The organism is Haloarcula hispanica ATCC 33960, from assembly GCF_000223905.1.
GTDB classification, from domain to species: Archaea; Halobacteriota; Halobacteria; order Halobacteriales; family Haloarculaceae; genus Haloarcula; species Haloarcula hispanica.
This window is the reverse complement of sequence record NC_015948.1, coordinates 1,588,134-1,609,593: the sequence shown is the minus strand read 5'-3', so window position 1 is coordinate 1,609,593 and position 21,460 is coordinate 1,588,134. Positions and strand designations below refer to the sequence as shown.

General features: G+C 53.1%; 17 protein-coding genes, 1 tRNA gene and 2 pseudogenes. 10 read left to right on the top strand and 10 right to left on the bottom strand.

Annotated features, from left to right (window positions below; genetic code table 11):
* Window positions 1-269: 269 nt before the first annotated feature.
* Window positions 270-1,796, bottom strand: coding sequence for a flippase (locus HAH_RS19100; RefSeq protein WP_014040483.1), 1,527 nt, complete (start codon window positions 1,794-1,796; stop codon window positions 270-272).
* Between the two features lie 230 nt (window positions 1,797-2,026).
* On the opposite strand from HAH_RS19100, the gene HAH_RS19485 reads away from it, so the two are divergent.
* The gene (locus tag HAH_RS19485) at window positions 2,027-3,823 is read left to right on the top strand and encodes a hypothetical protein (RefSeq protein ID WP_014040482.1); all 1,797 of its coding nucleotides are present in this window, start codon (window positions 2,027-2,029) and stop codon (window positions 3,821-3,823) included.
* Window positions 3,824-4,163: 340 nt separating this feature from the next.
* Window positions 4,164-5,354 carry a glycosyltransferase family 4 protein gene (locus HAH_RS19095; RefSeq protein ID WP_079891614.1) on the top strand — a complete coding sequence of 397 codons (1,191 nt, stop codon included), beginning with the start codon at window positions 4,164-4,166 and terminating at the stop codon, window positions 5,352-5,354.
* Window positions 5,355-5,382: 28 nt separating this feature from the next.
* Here HAH_RS19095 and HAH_RS08070 read toward each other — a convergent pair whose 3' ends face one another.
* Window positions 5,383-6,576 carry a glycosyltransferase family 4 protein gene (locus tag HAH_RS08070; RefSeq protein ID WP_014040480.1) on the bottom strand — a complete coding sequence of 398 codons (1,194 nt, stop codon included), beginning with the start codon at window positions 6,574-6,576 and terminating at the stop codon, window positions 5,383-5,385.
* A 216-nt stretch (window positions 6,577-6,792) separates the two neighbouring features.
* Here HAH_RS08070 and HAH_RS08065 point away from each other — a divergent pair.
* Window positions 6,793-7,506 (top strand): annotated as a pseudogene (locus HAH_RS08065) (glycosyltransferase); the annotation flags it as partial.
* Between the two features lie 94 nt (window positions 7,507-7,600).
* On the opposite strand, the gene HAH_RS08060 reads toward HAH_RS08065, so the two are convergent.
* Both HAH_RS08060 and tnpA read right to left on the bottom strand, forming a co-directional pair.
* Window positions 7,601-8,818: a Cdc6/Cdc18 family protein gene (locus tag HAH_RS08060; RefSeq protein ID WP_014040478.1), complete on the bottom strand. Its 1,218-nt coding sequence runs from the start codon at window positions 8,816-8,818 to the stop codon at window positions 7,601-7,603.
* A gap of 329 nt (window positions 8,819-9,147) precedes the next feature.
* Window positions 9,148-9,546, bottom strand: coding sequence for an IS200/IS605 family transposase (tnpA, locus tag HAH_RS08055; protein WP_014040477.1), 399 nt, complete (start codon window positions 9,544-9,546; stop codon window positions 9,148-9,150).
* A 95-nt stretch (window positions 9,547-9,641) separates the two neighbouring features.
* Between tnpA and HAH_RS19925 the strand changes: the two genes are divergently transcribed.
* Both HAH_RS19925 and HAH_RS08050 read left to right on the top strand, forming a co-directional pair.
* Complete coding sequence (locus tag HAH_RS19925) at window positions 9,642-9,785, top strand: hypothetical protein (protein ID WP_023843275.1); 144 nt, start codon at window positions 9,642-9,644, stop codon at window positions 9,783-9,785.
* Window positions 9,782-11,056: an RNA-guided endonuclease InsQ/TnpB family protein gene (locus HAH_RS08050; protein ID WP_014040476.1), complete on the top strand. Its 1,275-nt coding sequence runs from the start codon at window positions 9,782-9,784 to the stop codon at window positions 11,054-11,056. The genes HAH_RS19925 and HAH_RS08050 overlap by 4 nt, the downstream gene beginning before the upstream one ends.
* Window positions 11,057-12,191: 1,135 nt before the next feature.
* On the opposite strand, the gene HAH_RS08045 is transcribed toward HAH_RS08050, so the two are convergent.
* Window positions 12,192-12,431, bottom strand: coding sequence for an antitoxin VapB family protein (locus HAH_RS08045; RefSeq protein WP_014040475.1), 240 nt, complete (start codon window positions 12,429-12,431; stop codon window positions 12,192-12,194).
* 377 nt (window positions 12,432-12,808) lie between these two features.
* Here HAH_RS08045 and HAH_RS08040 point away from each other — a divergent pair, with 377 nt between their 5' ends.
* Entirely contained in the window at window positions 12,809-13,330 is a 522-nt protein-coding gene (locus HAH_RS08040) for a metal-dependent hydrolase (RefSeq protein ID WP_014040474.1), read from the top strand.
* A gap of 57 nt (window positions 13,331-13,387) precedes the next feature.
* Window positions 13,388-14,155, top strand: coding sequence for a LolA-like protein (locus HAH_RS08035; RefSeq protein ID WP_014040473.1), 768 nt, complete (start codon window positions 13,388-13,390; stop codon window positions 14,153-14,155).
* Window positions 14,156-14,207: 52 nt separating this feature from the next.
* On the opposite strand, the gene HAH_RS08030 is transcribed toward HAH_RS08035, so the two are convergent.
* The 5 genes and pseudogenes from HAH_RS08030 to HAH_RS08015 form a co-directional block, all read right to left on the bottom strand.
* Complete coding sequence (locus tag HAH_RS08030; RefSeq protein ID WP_014040472.1) at window positions 14,208-14,774, bottom strand: hypothetical protein; 567 nt, start codon at window positions 14,772-14,774, stop codon at window positions 14,208-14,210.
* 211 nt (window positions 14,775-14,985) lie between these two features.
* A complete protein-coding gene (locus HAH_RS08025; protein ID WP_014040471.1) occupies window positions 14,986-15,471 on the bottom strand; it encodes a YbaK/EbsC family protein in 486 nt (161 codons plus the stop codon).
* 57 nt (window positions 15,472-15,528) lie between these two features.
* Window positions 15,529-15,642, bottom strand: a pseudogene (locus tag HAH_RS20385) (IS200/IS605 family transposase); the annotation flags it as partial.
* Between the two features lie 147 nt (window positions 15,643-15,789).
* Complete coding sequence (locus HAH_RS08020) at window positions 15,790-16,578, bottom strand: M14 family metallopeptidase (RefSeq protein WP_014040470.1); 789 nt, start codon at window positions 16,576-16,578, stop codon at window positions 15,790-15,792.
* Between the two features lie 45 nt (window positions 16,579-16,623).
* Complete coding sequence (locus tag HAH_RS08015) at window positions 16,624-17,106, bottom strand: DUF309 domain-containing protein (protein ID WP_014040469.1); 483 nt, start codon at window positions 17,104-17,106, stop codon at window positions 16,624-16,626.
* Between the two features lie 206 nt (window positions 17,107-17,312).
* On the opposite strand from HAH_RS08015, the gene HAH_RS08010 reads away from it, so the two are divergent.
* From HAH_RS08010 to HAH_RS08000, 3 genes are all read left to right on the top strand, one after another.
* A tRNA-Leu gene (locus tag HAH_RS08010) sits at window positions 17,313-17,396 on the top strand.
* Window positions 17,397-18,019: 623 nt separating this feature from the next.
* Complete coding sequence (locus HAH_RS08005) at window positions 18,020-19,297, top strand: hypothetical protein (protein ID WP_044951851.1); 1,278 nt, start codon at window positions 18,020-18,022, stop codon at window positions 19,295-19,297.
* A gap of 326 nt (window positions 19,298-19,623) precedes the next feature.
* Window positions 19,624-21,288, top strand: coding sequence for a PGF-CTERM sorting domain-containing protein (locus HAH_RS08000; RefSeq protein ID WP_014040467.1), 1,665 nt, complete (start codon window positions 19,624-19,626; stop codon window positions 21,286-21,288).
* Window positions 21,289-21,460: the final 172 nt, after the last annotated feature.

Genomic DNA, 21,460 nt, shown 5'->3' with positions numbered 1-21,460 from the left:
TCACCGCGCCGACACTCTGTTTCTCGTTGAGAGTTTACCTTGGTTGCAGGCGACATTATTTGAGCTTTCACTCCGATTTAAGGGTGTTACGCATGGAAATCGGAAGCCTGCCGAACGGTTGTTCAAAGAACTCAAACGCCGCACCGAGCAGTTCGCCACTCATTTCCGCCACGCAACTGCTGACTTTGCAGAAACATGAATCAAAACTTTTGGTTTGTATTCAATCAACTAATCTGAATGATTCTGATTAAGTAAATATATGTATATATTTACTCGTTAAATATGAATTTTATAAAAGACAAGTCTGACCCTGTTCGTTCTTCAATGCGTTTCAGGAGTATGAGATCTGTCTTATCGATACTCTTTGTCAATACCATCGAAACAAGTGCTACTATCCCAAATAGAATTCCTAACGCTCCTAGTCCAAAAATTCCAAACCTGATTTCTTGAGTGAACCCTCTTATTACTAATGCTAATATAGTTGTTAATACAAGAGGTTTGAAATTGTTGACAGCAAATGGGTGGATCTCTATAGTACGGTAGATCGCAAAAAGCTCCGTGATATTATAGGCTAGGAACCCAGTAGCAGTGCCGATTGCGGCGCCTACAATACCAACTCGAGGGATGAGATATATATTTAAGAGAATATTTGTAATCACTCCGATCAACACGGAAATAAGCTCTATTTTTGTGCGATCAATCGCCTTTACAATATCCCCATTTAAACCGACAACAGCGCGCAAAAAGTGACCTGAAACTAGCAAGGTCAATGCCGGTGCCGCAGGTGAATACGCAGCTCCGAATAACACACGGACTACATCATCAGCAAACAGACCAAAAACTAGTACAATCGGTAGCGTTCCAACTGAAATCCACTTTGTTGAAACTGTATAAAACCGTTCTAGATCGTCAATCTCTTTTTGTTCATAAAACTGAGTGGCTGCAGGCAAGAATAAAAAACTGAATGCCATCAAAAGTAAAATTGATGCTTGTTGTAAGGGTTGTACGGCCCTATAATACCCAACCTCATTTGAATCGAGAAAATAGCCGATCATTAGTATATCAGAATGGGTAAGGAATATTGACAAGTACGCTCCCATGGCAAGCGGTAGGGAAAACCGAAGCAAACGTTCAAATGTATCACGATTAGGGTTCCGTAGAATTATCTCAGATAATGGATATCGATCGCGGAGAAATAGAAGTGAAGATAATAAGATAGCTACAGGAACACCGAGCCAGTAACCCACCGCTCCTAAAATAGGCCGATTTATAAATATTGCAATAGCTAGTATGATAAATGGAAGTATTCTCCCCAAAATATCACGGGAAATTACTGCGGAAACCGAACGCTCTTCTGCTCTTAAAGTACCAAACAAAACAGCCCGTGCTGAAAAGAATATGACGAATGGGCTGAAAAATAATAGATATCGACCCACTAACGGATCTTCGACAATTTCCGCTACGATATCCCGACTAGCAACAAAACCAATTCCGACTACACATCCTGTTAATAATACGATGGCAAGCCCGTGTTGGATAATATGAGCTCGTTCTGAGATGGCTGACTTTGCTGATATTAACCGAACAACACCATCTTTTATGCCAAAAATGGCAATTCGGCCCCCTAACAGAGCAACTGTATATGCCAACGCAATAGAACCGTATGCTCCGGGAGAAAGCGAACGAGCAATGAGCGCCTCAGCGACTAATGCAAGTGCATTACCAATAATCAAGCCAATGAAGATAATTGCAGAGCTCTCAAATAGATCTCCGATTTTTTCTCCAGCATCGCTCATAATTATATCAATTTTGTCTTTTCAAAGGGGAGAATAAATCCCCTTCGTTTATGCTACCTATCTAGCATCCTATGAAGTTACTCTTATTTTTTCAGTGATTATTCTTTTTCAGAACCATTCGTCAACTGACACATACTTTGTGAAAGACTTATTAATACCAATCACGTTACATCGCACATATCGAATGGATCAAAATATAGACGTTTTAGTCCTATCGTTTGCTTAAGAGTATGGCCCCACGAACAGATAAAGTCCTTCTTTCACTTGGTTTTCTTGCTATCGCTGCAAGTATTCTTTTTGCTTTAACGTCCTTGGCGACCGGATATGAGATCTCAATCTATGGAGGGACCCCCGTTGGATTTTGGATTTCATTTGGAGTTCTCCTCATCGTCTGTATCTGGTTTTTAATTGCTGCCCAACGTCTAGTATTCGGTGGAATCTTTGCCACTGGAGTCGTCTTCATTTTAAGTGGGCTCCCTTATCTGCGCGGATATGCATATTTTGGACGATATGATGCACTGAATCACCTTGGATCAGTTCGCCAAATTTTATTAGCGAATTTGGACCTTCAACTAAATCTATACCCTGCCATGCATTTTCTAGCAGCAATCGTCTCGATCACAGCAGATTTATCTGCCAACAAATCACTTCTCTTGCTTCCGATCGTGTTTTCTTTATTGTACCTGTTTGGAATGGTATTATTGGCCCGTCATTTTGCTGATAATCAATTACAGTTCGGTGTGGTGATAGTGCTCTGCCTAGCATATCCAGGGATAATATCGATACAAATGCCAAAGCTCCAACCGATCCCGAACGTACTTACGATGTTAATTTTGCCTATCGTTATCGCATCTCTAGTTCTCTTGGAAAAACGTGGCGATGTTCGGTATGCCGGAATCTTGATTGGGTTAGCTGGTGTCTTGACTCTCTATCATCCCCAACATTCACTTGCGTTTATAATGTTCCTCACTATGTGGTTGATTGGAAACAACTTGTTTGAGCGATACCATAGCAGACACACAATTCACTCTGCTAATTTGCTCACAACTATTGTGTTCTCTGGGACAACCTTACTATTCTGGATATCTTCAAAATATGGATTCGCTGGCGCGATTGTATCTATTATCACTGGTCTTATTCAAACGGAGACGGCAGTATCGGAAATTAGCACAGGTGGGTCTGCTTTACAATTAGTTGGTGGTTCTCTTACTACAATCTTCTTACGCGTATTTCCGTTAAAAATCATAATTTCAGTTGTGACGATCGCCTTTGTATCTCGAACATTGTGGAACATTTTCCGCAAAGAGGACTCCATTGAGAAACGGCAGATTTGTTTGTTATATCTGAGTCTTCTTCCTGGCATTGTACTTGGTATTCTCTTTTTTATAAAGGGCACAATCGGCCAGTTCTTCCGATTTGCGGGAGTCGCGCTGATGCTGGGTACGATCGCGACAGGGCTTGCGATTGGACAAGCGGGCGAATTTTTAAGACAAAGAACTGGCCGACGTATCATAGTCGGTCTTATCGGATTAGTGTTAATTGTTGCTGTAATCTCGTCAATACCGGTTCTCTACAAATCCCCATACGTATATCAGCCTTCCGAACAGGTTACTGAAGCAAGATTTGCTGGGTACGATTGGATATTTGAATCACGACCAGAGGATGGGCCTGGGATCGCATCACTAGACACGTCGGTTTATCGGATGAGGAACATTCATTATGGCAAGCAAAATAGCGTGAGGGAAATGCGCCAGAATCCGAAAATACTTGCTCCCTTATCGAAGGATCGACCCACACCAGAGTTTCACGCATTTGTTCCATATCATTTCTCTGATAGCGAATTTAATTCCTCTGTGGATAGACAGTCAGCTTATATAGTGAAGACTGAATATGGCACCAAACAGCATCTCAGATTATATGATGGCCTTCGGTTTGATCAATCTGATATGAGGTATCTGGATGCCCACTCAGCAGAAGTGTACAGCAATGGTGGCACTTCAGTCTATCACATTCGGTTCTCTAATTGAAGTGTCAAGATCTCACAACATCTGTTGATTCTGGCATTCACAAGATTTTTGATCGCCAATTTAAGATTTGCCGAGAACCGTTCAGTCATGGTGAGTTCTGGTTATAAATTGTAGCTGTCGAAATTGTTGTATTATAATATATTATTATCAGTAATGGAAGCATACACGCTTTGTTGCGCTCTAGCAGTTTGTCGCACCAAACCTTATCAACGAGATAGTTATACTTACAATAGCAAAACTTCTAACTATAACACTATGAAATACAAGTCTGAATTGAGAGATCGTTACCCAGACTTTCGCACATCTATATTTAAGCAGATTAAATAACTTACTGACATAAATGCACGTACTAATAATCTCAAATTTATTCCCACCAGAGGTTATTGGTGGAGCAGAAAAACATGCGAAATCCGATGCAAAATACTTAGCCGACCGAGGGCACAAAGTTTCCGTAATTTCCACAGGTGTAGACAGCCCAATACGCCGGTTCTCCTCGCAAGAAACCGAGGGAATGACAATCTATCGAATTAGGCCGTTTAATATGTATTCTCCCTATGAACATCAAGATGAGCCTAATTGGAAAAAGCCAATTCAACATACAATCGACCAGTGGAACCCACAGACATATACAATAATCCGAAAACATATAAATAACCTTGATCCAGATGTTATCCATATTCACAATTATAGTGGTCTCTCAAAGTCTGTCTTTTCAGCATCTAACGTCAGCAGTGCTCCTGTGATTCATACCCTCCATGATTATAACTCTCTCCACCTCCGACCCAGTCTTTTCTCAAACGGCGAAATTATCACACCTGGACGTCTAATGAAATTCTACCAAAAATATAATGACTGGGTCATAGGTTCTAATATTGACAAAGTTATCGCACCATCACAATTCATCATTGACGAACATCACAAACAAGGTGTATTCACCGATGTTCCAAGTGAACGCATACCTCTTGGTATAGATACAACAGAATTAAAACAATATAAAGCTAAAAACTACGATCAGTGTAATACTCGTCTCCTATATGCGGGTCAACTCACCTACAGCAAAGGAATTGATATTCTCATTGATGCCATGAAGCAACTTGATGATCCTGATCTTGAACTTCACATTTTAGGTAAGGGACCAGATCGGGAGATGCTCGAAAAACGAGCTAGAAACGACAAGAGAGTCAAATTTCACGGGTTCGTATCAGAAGAAGAGCTAGCGCGCCAATACACTATCGCGGATTACACTGTCGTCCCATCTCGCTGGTACGATAATTCCCCGATGGTCATTTATGAGAGCTATGCACGCCAAACACCAGTCATCGGGGCAGATATTGGTGGTATTCCTGAATTGATTGAAGAAGACGAGACAGGGTATTGTTTCAAGCCAGAACAAGCGAATATTCTCGCCAATGTAATTGAGTCTCATAAAGGTGACTCAACTCGGCTTGCAACAAATCTGACTGACGTTGATGTGAGCCTTGAGACCCATATAGATCGACTCGTTGAAGTGTATGAATCACTGAAAGAATAATCAGGATATACCGTCGATTGAAACGGTTCTAAACTAAGTCTTCATGTACCTCGTTATGATCGATTGACGTTTCGCAAACTCTCTCATAGATGGCTTCCAGATCTTCAGCACTAGCTCGCCACGAATAGTTCTGTACACAGAGGTTGCGTGCGACCTCTAAATCAAATTCGTCATTCGATAACGTAGTTCGAATCGAAGACGCCAGTGCCTCGGGATTTTCCTTTGGAGCGATCGTTCCGACAGGATTTTGTTTGACCTCTTCAGCGATACCAACGACATTCGTAGTTACTACGGGAGTCCCACTTGCCAGCGCCTCCAGTAACACTAAGCCGAACCCCTCTTGGTCGCTACTTGTTGAGGGTAGCACAAAAAGATCGGCTGCCGAATAATAATTGACCAGATCGTCTTCTGGAACTCGACCGAGGAAATCAACGAACTGATCGACACCGAGTTTTGCAGCTCGATGTTCATAAGTTGACTTGGACTCTCCCCCTCCACCGACGAGAAGTTGTGGAGTCGTATCTTCTTCTTTGACTAGCAGGGCCAACGCTTCTAGCAGGTCTGTCAATCCTTTGTAATCGTGGTGTCCGTCGAGAACACTCAAAAAGAATAGTGTGGGACGCGATTCGTCGAACCCAAGACGAGCCAAATCCTCGGCTGAGACTGTCTTCGGTTCAAAATAGTTGACGTCAACACCGTTTGAGATAATCTCAATTTTATCCATTTCCGGACTGAGATACTTGGAGTTCTCCACGTAATCTGGCTGTGTGACGATGATTCGATCTGAATATCGAAGTGTCAGTCGGAGCCAAGTCTGGTTATAGAAATAGGCAATGTGATTAGCTATTCCATCACCCACGATATCATTGTGATAGGTGATAACGACCGGTGTTCCCGTTACCACCCCAGCAAGGACACTGAGATCCGCGAACCAAGGTGTAGGTAGATGTGTGTGAATTACGTCTGCGGATTGCGCTTCCTCAATTAGCACTGCAGGAAGCGCAGGAGTTATATTAGTGTTCGCCATCTGACCTACGCTGGTCAATCGCCGTACATCGATACCGTCGATAGTTTCACAACGCTCTGTCTCTTCGTCGACTTTGGCACAGACCACTGTTACGTTGTGATTGAACTTAACCAATTTCTTCGAAAGGTCGTGTACGTACGTCTCTACACCGCCGATATAAGGATAGAATCGGACCGGCGTGTGGAGGATATCCATTGGGAATTAGTAAATTAGATAAGGGTATCAAAGATTCGGTCTCCAATCAGTTGGTTGTGTTATAAATATTTTGAGTTCCTTTGCAACTGACTCACCTGAGGAGGAGAAATCCCTGGTGTCTAAGAGTGTCCCAAGTGCGCTACGATCGCCGTGTCGCTCAAGATTAGAACCGGCGATGACAAACTGTTTCTGCACTTGAAGATGGACTTCAGATCGCTCGTTCCGGGTGGCAAACTCGTCGAACAACTCACGGCCAAGACACCCCAGCATCCGATCGCGGTTTCGGGCATCACAGCGGACAACCTCGCTGACATCGGCCCGAATCGCGAGCATATCGAGGTCGTGCCAAACGGGCTCGATACCGAGCAGGTCCAGACGGCCCCCCGCCCCGACACCGGCTACGACATCGTCTTCGCAGGTCGACTGATCGAGCACAAGAACGTCGACATTCTGCTAGAGGCATTCGATGTAGTCGCCGACAGGCATGACGTCACGCTAGGTATCATCGGTGACGGCCCGGAGCGTGACCGGCTGGATACCAAACGCGAATCACTGGAACACGCCGACCGCGTTTCGATGTTAGGCTTTCTCGAAGAGTACGAGGATGTTCTCGGCCATATGCGGGCTGCAGACATATTCGCGTCTCCCTCAACGAGAGAGGGATTCGGAATTACCTTCGTCGAGGCGATGGCCGCCGACTGCACCGTGATTGCTGCTGACCACCCAGATTCGGCGGCAGACGAGGTCATCGACGGCGCCGGCTTCCTCGTAGAACCTACCATTGCCTCGCTCACAGAAACGCTCGATGATATTTTAGGTGGTGACCGCCCAGCGACGGATCCCGTCGAACGTGCGCAGCAATACGACTGGGATGCGGTTGCAGATCAGGCCGAAACCGTCTATCAGCGAGCTCTTGACGGGTCGTGGTAACATGAACTCTAGCGGAAACGGAACTGCGCTTTGGCTCCCCTCTGCGGTTTAATATCGAAGCCGACCCACACACCACGTAACGAGTGAAACATCGTCATGGGGCCCCGCCCGTCGCTGAGCCATCTATAGCCTGAATGACAACATCTGGATCCCGAAGCAGTCGATGCTCTAGGTAGCTCCCTTCACCCTGTCCACCCCCCGTGTGATTCGAGTCAGTCACCCCGAGAAACGATTGTTCTTTCAGCAGCCGGTACACGCGATCCTCGGAGAGTGGATCCGCTCCAGCCTGCTCAGCGACCTTTAAATAAAGCGTATAGATCTGATGAGTTCGAAAAGCTTCCTGAGCTGGGTTGTCGACGGTAAGTAGCGCCAGCGCTCGGAGGATGTATTTCACATGCGGCGTCGTCCCACGCACGAGTTTCTCGAAGCGGTTCACCTCCGCTCGTTGGACGGCGTCATCGACGTGCGAGACTGTGACTGTCTCCGTCCCCTGTTTCTCAGCGAGACGACCAGCTTCGTATAGCGTATCGATCGCTTTCCGTGCATCCCCGTGTTCTTTGGCTGAGAGGGCAGCGACCTTTGGGATCACATCGTGCTCCAACACGTCCGGTTCGAAGGCATCCGTCCGGTTGTCCAAGATTGCTCGTAACTGACCAGCATCGTAGGGGTCAAAGACGAGTTCGTTCTCCTGCAGACTTGAGTCGATGCGTTCGCTCAAGCGCTCGCGATATTCGATCTTGTTACTGATGCAGATGGCGCCGACGTGTGTCTCTGCCTTCCCGCTCTCGCGAGCCCGAGAGAGGCTGCGTAACAGTTCATCATCGTCTAACTTGTCGATTTCATCGAGAATGACGACCAGTGAGTTAATGTTGTACTCCTCAAGTAGGTCCCAGGTGATGTCACGGTAGTCGGCGGCTCCGATCCCGACACGCGGGACGTCGATATCTGCGTCGAGGCTCGCCACTAGTTTGCGTGCCATCTCCCGGCTTGCCTTTGCGTCGGTCTGATAATCGGAGCAGTCGACGTACGCCTGCTGAAACGAGATATCGTTTGCCTGTGCCTCGAAGTGAGCCTCACGAGACACACACCTCGCAACGAGTGACTTTCCGGTTCCGGTCTTGCCGTATATGATCGTACTCTCCGGTGGGCCGCCGACCGTTGCTGGACCGAGTGCTTGCCCGATAGCGCTGACTTCGTCGTCCCGCCCAACGACTCGCTCCAGATCGGGGACGTGGCCGACGCGTACCAGTTCCCTGTTAGCAAATATTCCGCCGGTTTTGAAGATATTATCATCCTCATCTGAGTCTGACATTATTTACTCTATCAAATCCGTCCCTGTATGATAAATGTAGCGACCAAGCAACGAGTGAAGTTTAGTAAAACCGGTCTAAAACCATTTTAGTAGCTTTTCACATAAATTTATATATGTCTGAGTGGAGTTTCACACACCCACTACCGAGTGTAATCGCCTACTGCCCACACTAGGCTACTTGAAGTCACGCGCGGGAAGGCATGCAGTCCACGATGGACTATATCTAGATAGGAGTACTTACCCTCATTTCACCACTGGCGCAGCGTCTACTGGCGGAGCAGGCCGAGTGCCTCGGGGCTTGACCCCGAGGGTGAAGGCCGTAAGCCCCGTTAAACGTGTTCCGTTCGCTCGATATACTGCTCAATCGTGTCGGTCGAAACATCACCCGCCGTCCCCACGTAGTACGATTCCTCCCAGAACCCACCTCCCCACAGATACTCCTTCAAGTACGACTCGTGCTGTTCCCACATCTCCCGCGCCGTGATGCTCTTACCCGTTCGCACAATCTCGCTCGGCGCATGCTTCGGGTGGGCTGACAGGAACAGGTGTACGTGGTCGGGTGAGATGTGGAGCGACAGTATCTCGTAGCCGTACTCGTCGCACATGGCACGGAAACTCGCTTCCAGCGAATCCTCGATTGGTTCGAGAATGGTATGGCGGTACTTCGGACACCACACGAAGTGGTAGTTAATGTTGTACACCGTGTGGTTCGACCGCTTCTCGCCCATACATACCAATACAACGACCAATCGAAAGTATTCTTTGAAGTGACTCACAGACCACCACAAGTAAACTTTTAACTGTGGAAGAATAAGGGGTAGACGTGACGAAACAACTCAAGGTATCCGACACCGTGTACGACGACCTTGACGAACTCAAGGACGAGGAGGGCCACACGAGTTTCGACAGCGTACTCCGCACGCTCCTCCTCCACTACCGTCACGTCCAACCCAACGAGCAAGAATGACCGACTCACAGGCTCTCGTCAAGACGCTGGACTTCCAACTCGACATCCAGAGTGACAACGAGAGCCTGCTGTACGACGCCACCCTCGAAGCGCGGTCGGTGTACAACGAAACCATCCGTCTCGCCAAGCAAGGCGTCGACTGGGACGCGATTCCCGACCGTGTAGCCGACGACGCCAACCTCGTGAAAAACACGACACAGCGCGTCGTCGCCAAAGCACTCGGCGCGATGGAGAACTACTACGAGTACGACGACTTCGGCAAACCCAGTCACACCAAGGACGGCGCGTACCCCCTCCGAACGAACTACGAGGAGGGGTACAACCTGTCGCTCACCGACGACGGCGACGTGGCGTTCCGCATCAGCGCGAAGCCGTACAAGCACGTCACGGGCGTCCTCAAAGGGAGTGACGCCAACCTCGACATTCTCCAGACCGCACTCGAAAGCGATGAGTGGAAGATTGGGACGGCGGAAGCCCTGTTCCACAACGACAACGCTGAGTTGCACGTCAACGTCACCAACACCGAACAGACCGTTCGAGACAAGCAGGACTCGCGGACGGTCGTCGGTGTGGACGTGAACGAAGACAACGTGGCTCTCACCGCTCTCTCCGAGGATGGCATTGAGGACTCGTTGGTTATTGACTTCCCCGAAATCAAGTTCGAGCGCCACCGCTACTTCACGATGCGGAAGCGCGTCCAGAACGCGGGGAAAGACAGCATCCACGACACGCTGGAAGGGCGTGAGGAACGGTTCGTCCGTGACCGACTCCACAAGGTGTCTCGACACATCGTGGAGTGGAGTCGTCAGTTCGAGAAGCCGTGCATCGTCTTTGAAGACCTCAAAGAGATGCGCGACAGTATCGACTACGGCACGCGGATGAACCGACGCTTGCACCACCTTCCGTTCCGCGCCCTCCAGTTCTATACGTCGTACAAGGCGTCGTTCGAGGGTATCCCGACTGCGTGGATTAACCCCGAGTACACGAGCCAACGGTGTCCGATGTGCGGACACACGGAACGTGCGAACCGTAACAAGAAACGGTTCAATTGTCGGGACTGTGGGCATCAAGACCACAGCGACCGTGGTGCAAGCGTCAACATCGCCGTGAAAGGCGTGAAGAAACTCGATTGGAATGTGCCTGCTCTCAACAGCCTTCCCGTTGTTCGGAAGGTGCGACGGCGGGCATCGGGGGCCGTGGACGCCCCGACCGTGACCCAACCGACCGCCCGAGGCTATCAGGCCGATGGTCGGATGGGAGTGTCCGACTAAACCACGGGAAGCCTCGGGGCTTGACCCCGAGGCGGTTCACTTACAGTAAACGCCGAACGACTGGCCGAGAATACACAGCTTACGTTCGGTTCATGATCCGCTCATGACGAGTATCTCTCTGTCAACGACGATCAGCGGTCAGTACACTCGGTACTTGGTGCGTGCCTGCGAGATCCATTTGTGGACTATTATAAAACGCAGTCGGGTTGCATATTCGATGCAACCCGCAACTTCGCGGCTTTTGTCTCAGTCCGCTTTTCGTCCCGAAACCCGCTTACTTGCCGCTCATCAGAGACGCTGTGGAGATCCGATCTTTCACTCGGTGTGGGGTGTGTCTGAGACGAGAATCTATCGGACAGACAATGACAACCAGCCAGTACACTCGGTATCAGGTGTGTCCGGGACAAGCTTTCCGCCAGTCAGGCAGGACCAGCACACCTGTACCAACGGCAGATCAACCCCAAAGCACCACCCACGGCAGCAGCCGCGTAGTCCATATGAGAGCTCACGAGGGAAGCGATACGACAGTCCGGACACGAGCGATTCGAGCGCGGTACGACGTCATTCACCACCGGGCGGTGACAGGTGCACTCTTCCCTCGGTGGATGCAAGGTTACCTACACGAGCTCGCCATGCTGGGAATCACCAGTTGGGTTGAGTAGGATACAGACGACGTTGGAGGACGGTACTACGAGTACGCTCTTGCTGCGAATCCACTCCCTGTATCGAGACAATCAGCAAAACGGTAGGCCACATGGGTATTTTCAAGGAAGTACAACAGCATCTTGATCGGAGTCACTGAGCTGTCCTCGATACGAGGTCGTCCGGTTCATCACGGCCAACAGCAATCCCCGCGATCATTGCCTCGACAGCACCAATCTGTTCCCCGGAGCGAGCAAGATCACGTTGAACGTCCACGGCACGACGCGCAGCTTCGCTATCGTATGGCACTAACGGACTGTCGTCGAGAATCTCATCGAACTGTTGGCCAGTCGTTGTCGTTGGGTCGATACCGATTCCGACGTCGGTATAGACTAGGGTTGGACAACAAGTAGTTCATCGGAGATCTCATCGAGTTTTGCAACTGCTCCGGCGTCCTCAGCGAGTAAATCAGTCAAAAAGCATACATCGAGAATCACTGTTCAATCTGGCTCTCATCGTTGATGCGTCTATCGACATCATCACGGAATGAGCGGGATTTCTCTTGATTCTGCGCTACTTCGTCATCTTCTGCCAACCCGACCAATCCATACAGTGGATGTTCCTCTTCGGTAAGGATACGATCAATAACGTCGCTAAAGCTCTCACCTTCGCCTTTCTTACGACGCAACCGCTCGTACGTTTCCTCTTTGAGATTAATTGTTTTACTCGGCATTTGTGTCTCTGTGTATCCCTTTCTGTGAATATATCTATTCGGACGACTGTGTACTGTCGTGGAGGTGGCTGAGGGGTCTGCTATTCTGCGACAAGGTTGTGATTGCAGTACTACGCTACGTCGTGTGTCCCGGGTTCAGATACCAATACAGGGGACATTCGAGACACTCGACGAGACGGCGACTGGGTAGGAGAGCGATAGAGTACCGCTTCCCACGAGGCCCGTATGAATCAATTGGAACGCACTCGACACGGTGGGGAATCACTACCGCGGGCGCACTGGCTGTTCGTTAAGAGAATGCCATGCGACACGCAGACTTCTCTCCCACACAAGGTATTTCCTCCCAGATCAACGTAGCACTACTACCGAGTCAGAGAATGGTCCTCCCAATCGAACATTTCATCATCGCCCTCCTTCCCGTCGCAGTATACGCCCTTCTCCGCGATCGACAGCTCCCAACGCTTCACTTACTGGCAGTGACGTTCTTCGGCAGCCAGTTCCCGGATTTCATCGATAAGCCACTGGCGTACGAACTCCATTTGATTCCCTCTGGACGGGTGTTTATGCACTCGCTTCCGTTCGCGATTCCGCTCTCGATTGCCGTCGTCGCCTATGCGGTCCGAACGGATCGGACTAGACTTGGGGCGGCGTTCGCGTTCGCCCATCTCTCACATCTGGTGGCTGATAACCGACAGCTCCTTCGCCCGGACCCGTACGTGTCGTCGGACTTGCTCTGGCCGCTCCAGCGGCCCGTTATGCGCCCGGCAGTCCCGCAGTGGGTCGGCGAGGGTGCAGTGAATCTCCACCTCTGGACCGGGTTTTCCGTGCTCGTTCTCGCACTGGCGGCGTACATTCTAGTAGCGGACCTGCAGACCCAACTCGACTTCAGATTGTTTTGAGGGCTCTCACCAGTCGGATCCATGATATTTTAGACCGACGGGGAACGACGGTATCGTATGCGACGATTGGTCCTCGCCGTCTGCTTCGTTGCCCTCTTCGCTGGCTGTGGCACATTCGTGGGTGATAGTCCGCCGCCGAGCGACGAACGCGCCGTCGCGGCCGTCGAGGAGGCGAACAGCACTGTCGCCGCCGTCGAAGCGTACCGATTCGGAATGGATATGCACGTAACTGCGTCTGACGGTGAGCAGTCACGGACCGTGCGAGTCGATGGTGAGGGTGCGGTGAACGTCTCGGAAAAACGGATGCAAGCGACGACGCGGACACAAGACCAAACGGTTGAGTCCTATGTCGACGGGTACAAAGCGTACCAGGGCTGTCAGGAACCCTGGGACGGCTACGGCGTCGAGAACGTTTCGCGCTCCGAGCCGTGGGCAACCGCGACACCGCTCCATCGGCAAGTACTGCTCTTCGAACGCTCGAACGTCTACTGGCGGGGCAATGAGACGCTTGACGGTAACCGGACTGTCCTCGTCACGGCCTCCCCGAGCGCCGAGACTATCGAGTCACTGATGAATCGCCGACAGGCTGGCGACATGGCGCTCAACCGCGGCTCGCTCGAGAACGCGACGGCGCGACTCTGGCTCGACCCGGAAACGAACCAGCCAGTAAAATCGGAACTCCGACTAAAAATCTCACAGCGAGGCGCGACCGCAACCGCGATAATTACGCTCAGATACACTGACTTCGACGAACCGACCAAAATCTCGGTACCACCGGAGGTGTACGACGACCCCTACGAACTCGGCTGTCCCGGTACCAGTTGACCCACTCGTCAGCAACAGAGAGAAACCGCTGAACGGTGGGCGAGAAACTCGCTCAGTCCGTCCAGTCCTCGTACAGCCCGCGGCCGACGACACCGAGGCCGACGAGCGTTATGAGGTTGAGGAGGAGGCCACCGACGACCGGAATTGCGAACGGGACGGCCAGTAACAGTCCGCCAGCGACGCCATCTGTTGCGCTCACTGTCCCGTCATCGCCGATAACCGAGTTCCCGACCCAGACGGCAGTAATGCCGGTACCGATGATACCCAGGATGCCGATGAGAAGCAGCCCGGGGATCGAGATCAGAGCGCCGATAACCGTCAGCGCGAGTATCACCAGCCCGATGGGGAGGAAAATGCCGACGAGAACTCCCCAGCCGATTGCGCCGCCGAGATCGTTCTGAATCTCCCGCACGGCGTTAGTCGTATACTTCGGGCCGATAGCGGCGGCTGCAGCACCTAATACTGCAAGAATGACGAACCCGACACCGAATCGGAGAACGACTTCGAGCGCCGGGCTAAGACCTCCACCCGGGGCTGTAGGCTGTGCTGTTGCGACCCCGGAGAGTCCGAGTACGGCGAGTAGACTCCCGAGACTACTAACGGCTTGCTTGGAGGGCATAGTAGCGTCTTCTCGGTTTCATCTGCGGTTGTAAACCTCTTCTGTATGTTCGCGATCTGTCATCGCAGCTGGCGATACAACCGCTCCTGCTGTGTTTCGTCCGTCTGTCGGCTGTTTCCCCGGGTACTGACCGGCCGGTTCCGCGGCCAGTACTCGACCCCCGGTCTGAGTGCCAACAAGCCTGAAACGATGGATGGCCGCACCGTCGGCGCTACTCTGTGAGGTCGACGACGTCGGCGTCGGCGAGGTCCACCAATCGGTCCGGTTCGACCGCAAACACCGCGCTCGGCGTGCCGGCGGCAGCGTGAACAACGTCGTAGTGGGTCAGTGTCGGGTCGACCGTGGTCGGGAGGGCCGTATCGTGACAGATCGGGGGGACGCCGCCGATGCTCCAGCCGACGACGCTCCGAATGTCGCCCGGGTCGGCCATCGACGCGGTTTCTGCACCGTAGTGGTTCGCGACCGCGTCAAGGTCAAGACGGTTCGCACCGCTCGTGATTGCGGCGACGAGGTCACCGTCGCGATTGCTGCCTGCAAGTGCGACGACGATGGTCGATGCGATGGCGGCCGTCTCGCAGCCGATGGCCTCGGCGGCCGCTGCGGCTGTTTCCGTTCCCGACTCGAATTCCGAGACATCGAGGTCAACCCCGTATCGGTCACGGGCCCGGTCCGCAAATTCCGAAGCGCGTTCGTGCATACCTCTTCTGTACACCTCTCTCTGTAAAAACGGGGACGAAGACGAACAGGACGATAGCTCAATCGTATCGGTCGAAACGTCGCCTGCCGTCCTAACGTAGCACGATTCCTCCCAGAATCAACCGCCCCACAAATACCCCTGCAAGAACGGTTCGTGCTGTTCCCGCATCTCTCATGCTGTGAGGACGAGCTACTCGATCCGGTGCTTTCGGGCGACTCGGACAAGATCGAGTACACCTCGTACGAAGTCGTCGCCCAGAATGATGACTAATCCGACGGTGAAGTCACGACCGGACCGGAACCCCGCGGCAAACCCGTCTCAGTCAAGCATCCCGATCTGATCCGCGGTAAAGCCGAACACGTCCTCGTAGCCGTAGGCTGAGAGCAACACCGGGTGGAAGGCCTCCTCCGCGACGACAGTTTCGTCGTCGGCTGCTGCCACAGGGTCACCCTCTGGCACCGGCTCGAAGTTCCGGACGAACACCTCGTACTGTTCTGCTGCTGCCTTCGGAATCGGCTCGCCAAGCTGGAACACTGGGAGTGAGGTCTCCCGTTGTTGAGGTGACTCCGCGGTGACTCCAGTGGCAGCGAGGAACTCCCGGATGACCTGCTCCGCGTTCTCGGCGGCTTCCGCGGAGCCCTGATAGCCACATTCGACTTCGACGACTGAGTCCACCGTCGCGAACAATCGCCCCTCATTTGCGCCTTTCGTCTGAACGACGGCGTCCACGGAGAGGGCGCTACAGAGTGCCTCCATTTCCGGCGTGAGGTCGTCGACGAGGGCGAACATTCCGTCGTAGGACTGTGTGGAGTGCAGCGAAAGCACGGTGCAATCGTGGAGTTCTGCGGCGAGAGCCGCGGCCAGCCGTGTCTCGTGGGACTCGCTGTCAGCGTCGCCTGGGAACGATCGGTTGAGGTCCGTATCGAGATATCGCTTGTTTGCGTCGAGGGCGGCCTCGTTCGCGATGATGAACTTGACCGGTCGCTCGACCTCCGGTGGGTCGGCAAGGACGGCTTCGATGCCGTCCCGACCGCACGGTTCGTCGCCGTGGATGCTTCCCACGACGGCCACCTCCGGAACCCCGTCTCCCAGTTGCTCGATTCGCATCTGTCCGTGCTAACGCTTCCAGCCTTTAGAATTATCCGGATTCGGTCAATGTTCGAGCGACTCAGCGAACTCGATGTCCTCCGGGCGACACGTCGGATACTCGCCGTCGAGACGGATCTGCCAGCCCTGGAGCGCTGACGGGTCCGACAGCGCATTCGTCACCGTCGTCCGCACATCTAGCAGGTCGACGCCGTAGTAGTCGTTGGGGACGCCACGGAAGTACTGCAGCGATGTGCGAAACAGCGATCGCATCCCGTCGTCGTCCTCGAAGTCGAAGTGCTTGTACGCGCCGGCGGCGACCTGCACCATCCCGTGGAGGAACTTGCTCTCCGTGTTCCCGCGGCCGTAGTTGTACCATTCGTCTTCGAAACAGTCGTGTGATTCGTGGAACTCCCCGGAGTTGTACAGACGGACGCCGTGGACGACGGCCCGCCTGAGCGTCTCGTGTTCCCATTGACCGTCGGTTCGCCAGCCCGAAGGGTTCCCGTCGGGGGCCTCGACGGTCGGGTCGCGCGTGTGGTCGTCCATGCCTACGCTACTTGTTCACGGTGGGTCAAACCACCGGTTCTATCGGCGACAGTCGCCATTGGAACGCAATGCCCACCTGATCGCGCGGCGGCAGTGCGGCCAGTACGCAAACGCTTTCAATTACTGACATACTGTCCCACCGGCCTTGAGTCGCTTCCGTACGACATTTATACCGTACCGCCATGTGTACCGAATGCACTACGCGTGCGAGGGTAGCCAAGCCAGGAAACGGCGGCGGACTCAAGATCCGCTCCCGTAGGGGTCCAAGGGTTCAAATCCCTTCCCTCGCATCGTATAGGGGCCGCACAACGCGGCGCCGAAGGATGCACACGGAAGGGTTTGAACGAGAGAAGGCGGTTGCCCGTCTCCGCGTAGTTCAAATCCCTTCCCTCGCACTGTTGGACCGACGCGGTCCCTCGCAAACAGTGAGCGGCCATCGTCACGGTCGCGAGTACGCCCTCGACCCCGATGGTGTCTCGCTCTGAAGACGACGGCCGACCGGTGCCGGAAGACTCGCACGGAGCGATCTTCCCTCGCAATTCTCCGAACCGATCTGCTAGAGACGTGTCTCAGCGATGTGGCACCCTGTGACACCAGCCCGATGAAGCTGGCTCTCCCGTGAATTGCCCCAGATCAGTTCAGTAAGTACCGCTCTAAACGCGGACTACAGTTACTGAGACATTATTTAGGCTCTTTTAGCATCGGTTAGTTACCATCTTATTTGTGAATATATATCAAAAACTAATAACTACAGGAAAACAATCAATTATACCTCAGTTCATGTACTATCTCGGCCCAGAAGGCTTCTAAAGGCCACAGAATAGTATCACTGCACAAGAAATATACCACAGGCTTCAGTAATGTTTCAGTAATGGTAAAAACACCAATAATAACGCCGGCTGTCATCTTCGTCATGGCAGTCGCGTTGGTACTCGCTGGTCCGTTATCAGTGACGACCACTGTTGGGGCAACCCCCGTCGCTGGGAGCCAGTCGCTCTCGGTGACCGAAAACGTCGACGTGTGGGACCGGTCCCCGCTCACGCTCCGAACGACGTCAGAAGGGCCGACCACGATAGTGGCACCGCGGACGTTCCTCAACGTCGAATCAGCTGCGACTGGCGACTTGCCGCTCAACAAGCGGACGATGACGATCCACGAGCGCAACGAGTCAATAAACATGTCCTTCGAACCCAGAATCGGTGCCGGAACGAGGGCACTTGCCGGCGACGAGGCGCAACTGCTGGCTGTCAAGTTGGATGAAGCACCGACTACGGCAGAGACAAACGCCAGTAACATCTCCCGCGCTTCCCTCGAAGATGTCTTCGCAAATAACTCGGACACTACGTCGTCGGAGCTACTCGATGACGCGGAAGACGTCGGCACGATAGACGAGGATGGCGAACTGCAGGCGTCCTACACCCCCGAATCGGGCGGCGCATACGGCTTCGTTCTGGTGACTGTCGACGAGGGCGATGAAGGGCTATCGGTATCGGACGGTAACGTCTCCGTCAACGGGAACGTGACCGTCGTCGGTGTCGAACAGGCCGTGGTGCAGGACAACGTCTCGAACGTCGAGCGGACCCAGAACCCGGTCAACCCCGGCGACAACGTCACGCTGGCTGTCGACACTGAGATGGAAGACGAAAACGCCACCCACGCGGTCCTGCTGGTCCGACAGGGCGTACTCCAGCGGCAGTCGAGCACGGTGACTGTGTCGGGCGAACTGAACGAGAGCTTCTCGGCTGACCAGATCACCGTCGAGAATTCTTTCGATAACATCAGCGGTGTTGGGACGGTTGAGAGCAACACTGGACTGGGGAGTTTCACCCTCTCCGAGAACCAGTCGATACCTGCAATCGGGTTGCAGGGGCTGTTCGGCACGGTGGTTTCCGAGGCCGAATCGGACGCTAGCGGGGACGTTATCCATGCCTCTGCAACGATTGTCAGCGGTGACGCTGACGCCAACGTGACGGTCCAGACCCTGGATTCTTGGCCAAACGGTGCGTATCAGTACGTCCACGTCGCAGTCGGTAACGAAACCGGGACTCTCAACTCGGATACCGGCACGGTGGCAGTGAGTCCGGGCGGCGGCCCTGATAATGGTGGTGGCCCGGGCAACGGTGGCGGTCCCCCGGACAACGCTGGCGGACCGAGTGATGCTGGGGACGACGACGAAGAGGACGGAGAGTAACTGATCGGGCGGCCTTTACTGGTGGTGTTCACCGAACACAGCTCCTCTTTGTGCGCCGACGTGTGCAGATTCTACTCGATGACACGGCCGACTGTTGGCCGATTGCTGTTAAACCCGGGTCCGCTGTCGAGCATTTACTATAAGGAATCCATCAACTCGGGAACCTGTCATGAATGCGAATAGGTAATTTACCGAGACACGACTCACGATTCGCGCTGTAAATCCCCGGACAGCAGGTACGTGTTTTGTAACCGTCATATGACACTGTGTAGCGTCGAATGTCACTGCATAAGAATTATACCGCACCCCTCCGAAAAAATTCAGTAATGTATAAAACAACAAACGGAAAACGCACTGTAATTTGTGCGATCACAGTGCTGCTGGTGTTAGCCGCCCCCCTGTCGGTAACGTCGGCGGCGGCAACGCCAGTCGATGAAGGGCAAACGACAGCGGTGACGGAAAACGTGGATGTCTGGGAACGGTCGCTGCTCCCGCTTCGGACGTCCTCCACCGGCCCAACGGCGATAGCAGCCCCGGAGACGTACATCAACATCGAGTCTGCCCAGACAGGTGACGTCCCTCTCAACAGGGAGGAGTACACGATTCACGAGACGGGCGAATCAGTAGACCTTCGGTTCGAATCAACGACCGGGGCTGGAACGACGGGACTTGCTGGTGACGAGGCGCAACTGCTCGCTGTCAGACTCTCCGAAAACCCATCTTCGGCCGGGTTTAGTGAGGGAAGCGTCAGAACCGATCTGGCCAGTATCTTTACGAACGACTCCAACGCCAACTCGGTCGAACTGCTAGACGACGGAGACGGTGTCGGTTCGATAGATGACAACGGTGCGCTCGAAACCTCGTACACGCCTGACTCGGGCGGTGCCTACGGCTTCGTCCTGGTCACTGTCGATGACGGACAGGGCATGTCCGTTTCGGACAACAATGTCTCGGTCGATGGGAACGTGACCGTCGTCGGCGTCGAACAGACGCTGGTTCAGGAAAGCCCGTCGACGGTCGATGCGACCTCCGACGATATCACCGCTGGCGATAACGTCTCGCTCGATATCGAGACCGAACTGGAGGACGACTCTGTCACGCACGCTGTGTTGCTACTCGACGAGGACGAACTCCAACAGCGGACGAGCACCGTCCGTGTGACCGGCGAAATCGATGAGAATTTCTCGGAAGACCAAGTCACGGTCGAGAACTCCTTCGACGGCGTCAACGGCGTCTCGTCGGCCGACGATGACGCTACCCTCACCGGTGAGGACTCGACGGCAGCAGGAGCGATGCCGTCAGCGGGACTGATCGGGCTGTTCGGGTTCGTTCTCTCCGAAGCATCGCCGGATTCGACCGGTGATGACGTGATGCACGCCTCGTCGACGACGGTCTCCGGTGCCTCCGATACCACCGTCGACGTCGAAACACTCGACTCCTGGCCAAACGGGACGTACACGTATGTTCACGTCGCTGTTGGCGAAGACTCAAACGATATCAACTCCGCGACCGGGACAGTCACGCTATCACAGTCGAACGAAACCGATTCCGGCGACGATGATGACGATAGCGACGACGGGAGTGATGGCAACAACGGCGGCGGCGACGACGGGAGTGATGGCAACAACGGTGACGGCGACAACGACAACAACGACAACGACGACAACAATAACGGGAGCGATGACAGCGATAGCGGAGATAGCGATGACGATAGTGGGAACGACGACTCCGATACCGAGGGGACTGAAGAAGACACTGAGGACGAAGCTACGACCGACACCGACGACACTGAGACAGTCGAGACTGAAGACGGAGAGGTGCCAACGGAAGCAGCCACGACCGCAGGTGGTGGGGCACAGCAACCTGATGAGACAGACACAACCGGAACGGAGGGCTCGGTCGAGACCACGAGTTCGAGCGGCCCCGGTTTCACCGTCCTCGTCGCGGTGCTAGCATTGCTAGGCGCTGGATTCCTGGCACGTCGGGACTGAGGAACTTCCACAGTTTACGCGGCATTTGTCTATTCTCTGACGAATCTCTTTCTCTGACGGATTTCTCTCCTGTTGTGTACTAGCCGGAGCTAGCTTTCCTGCATAACTGAGTTATCCCCTCCTAGCGGCTGCGGATACAATATTGCTGAAAGGGGTAATTTTATGTCATTTT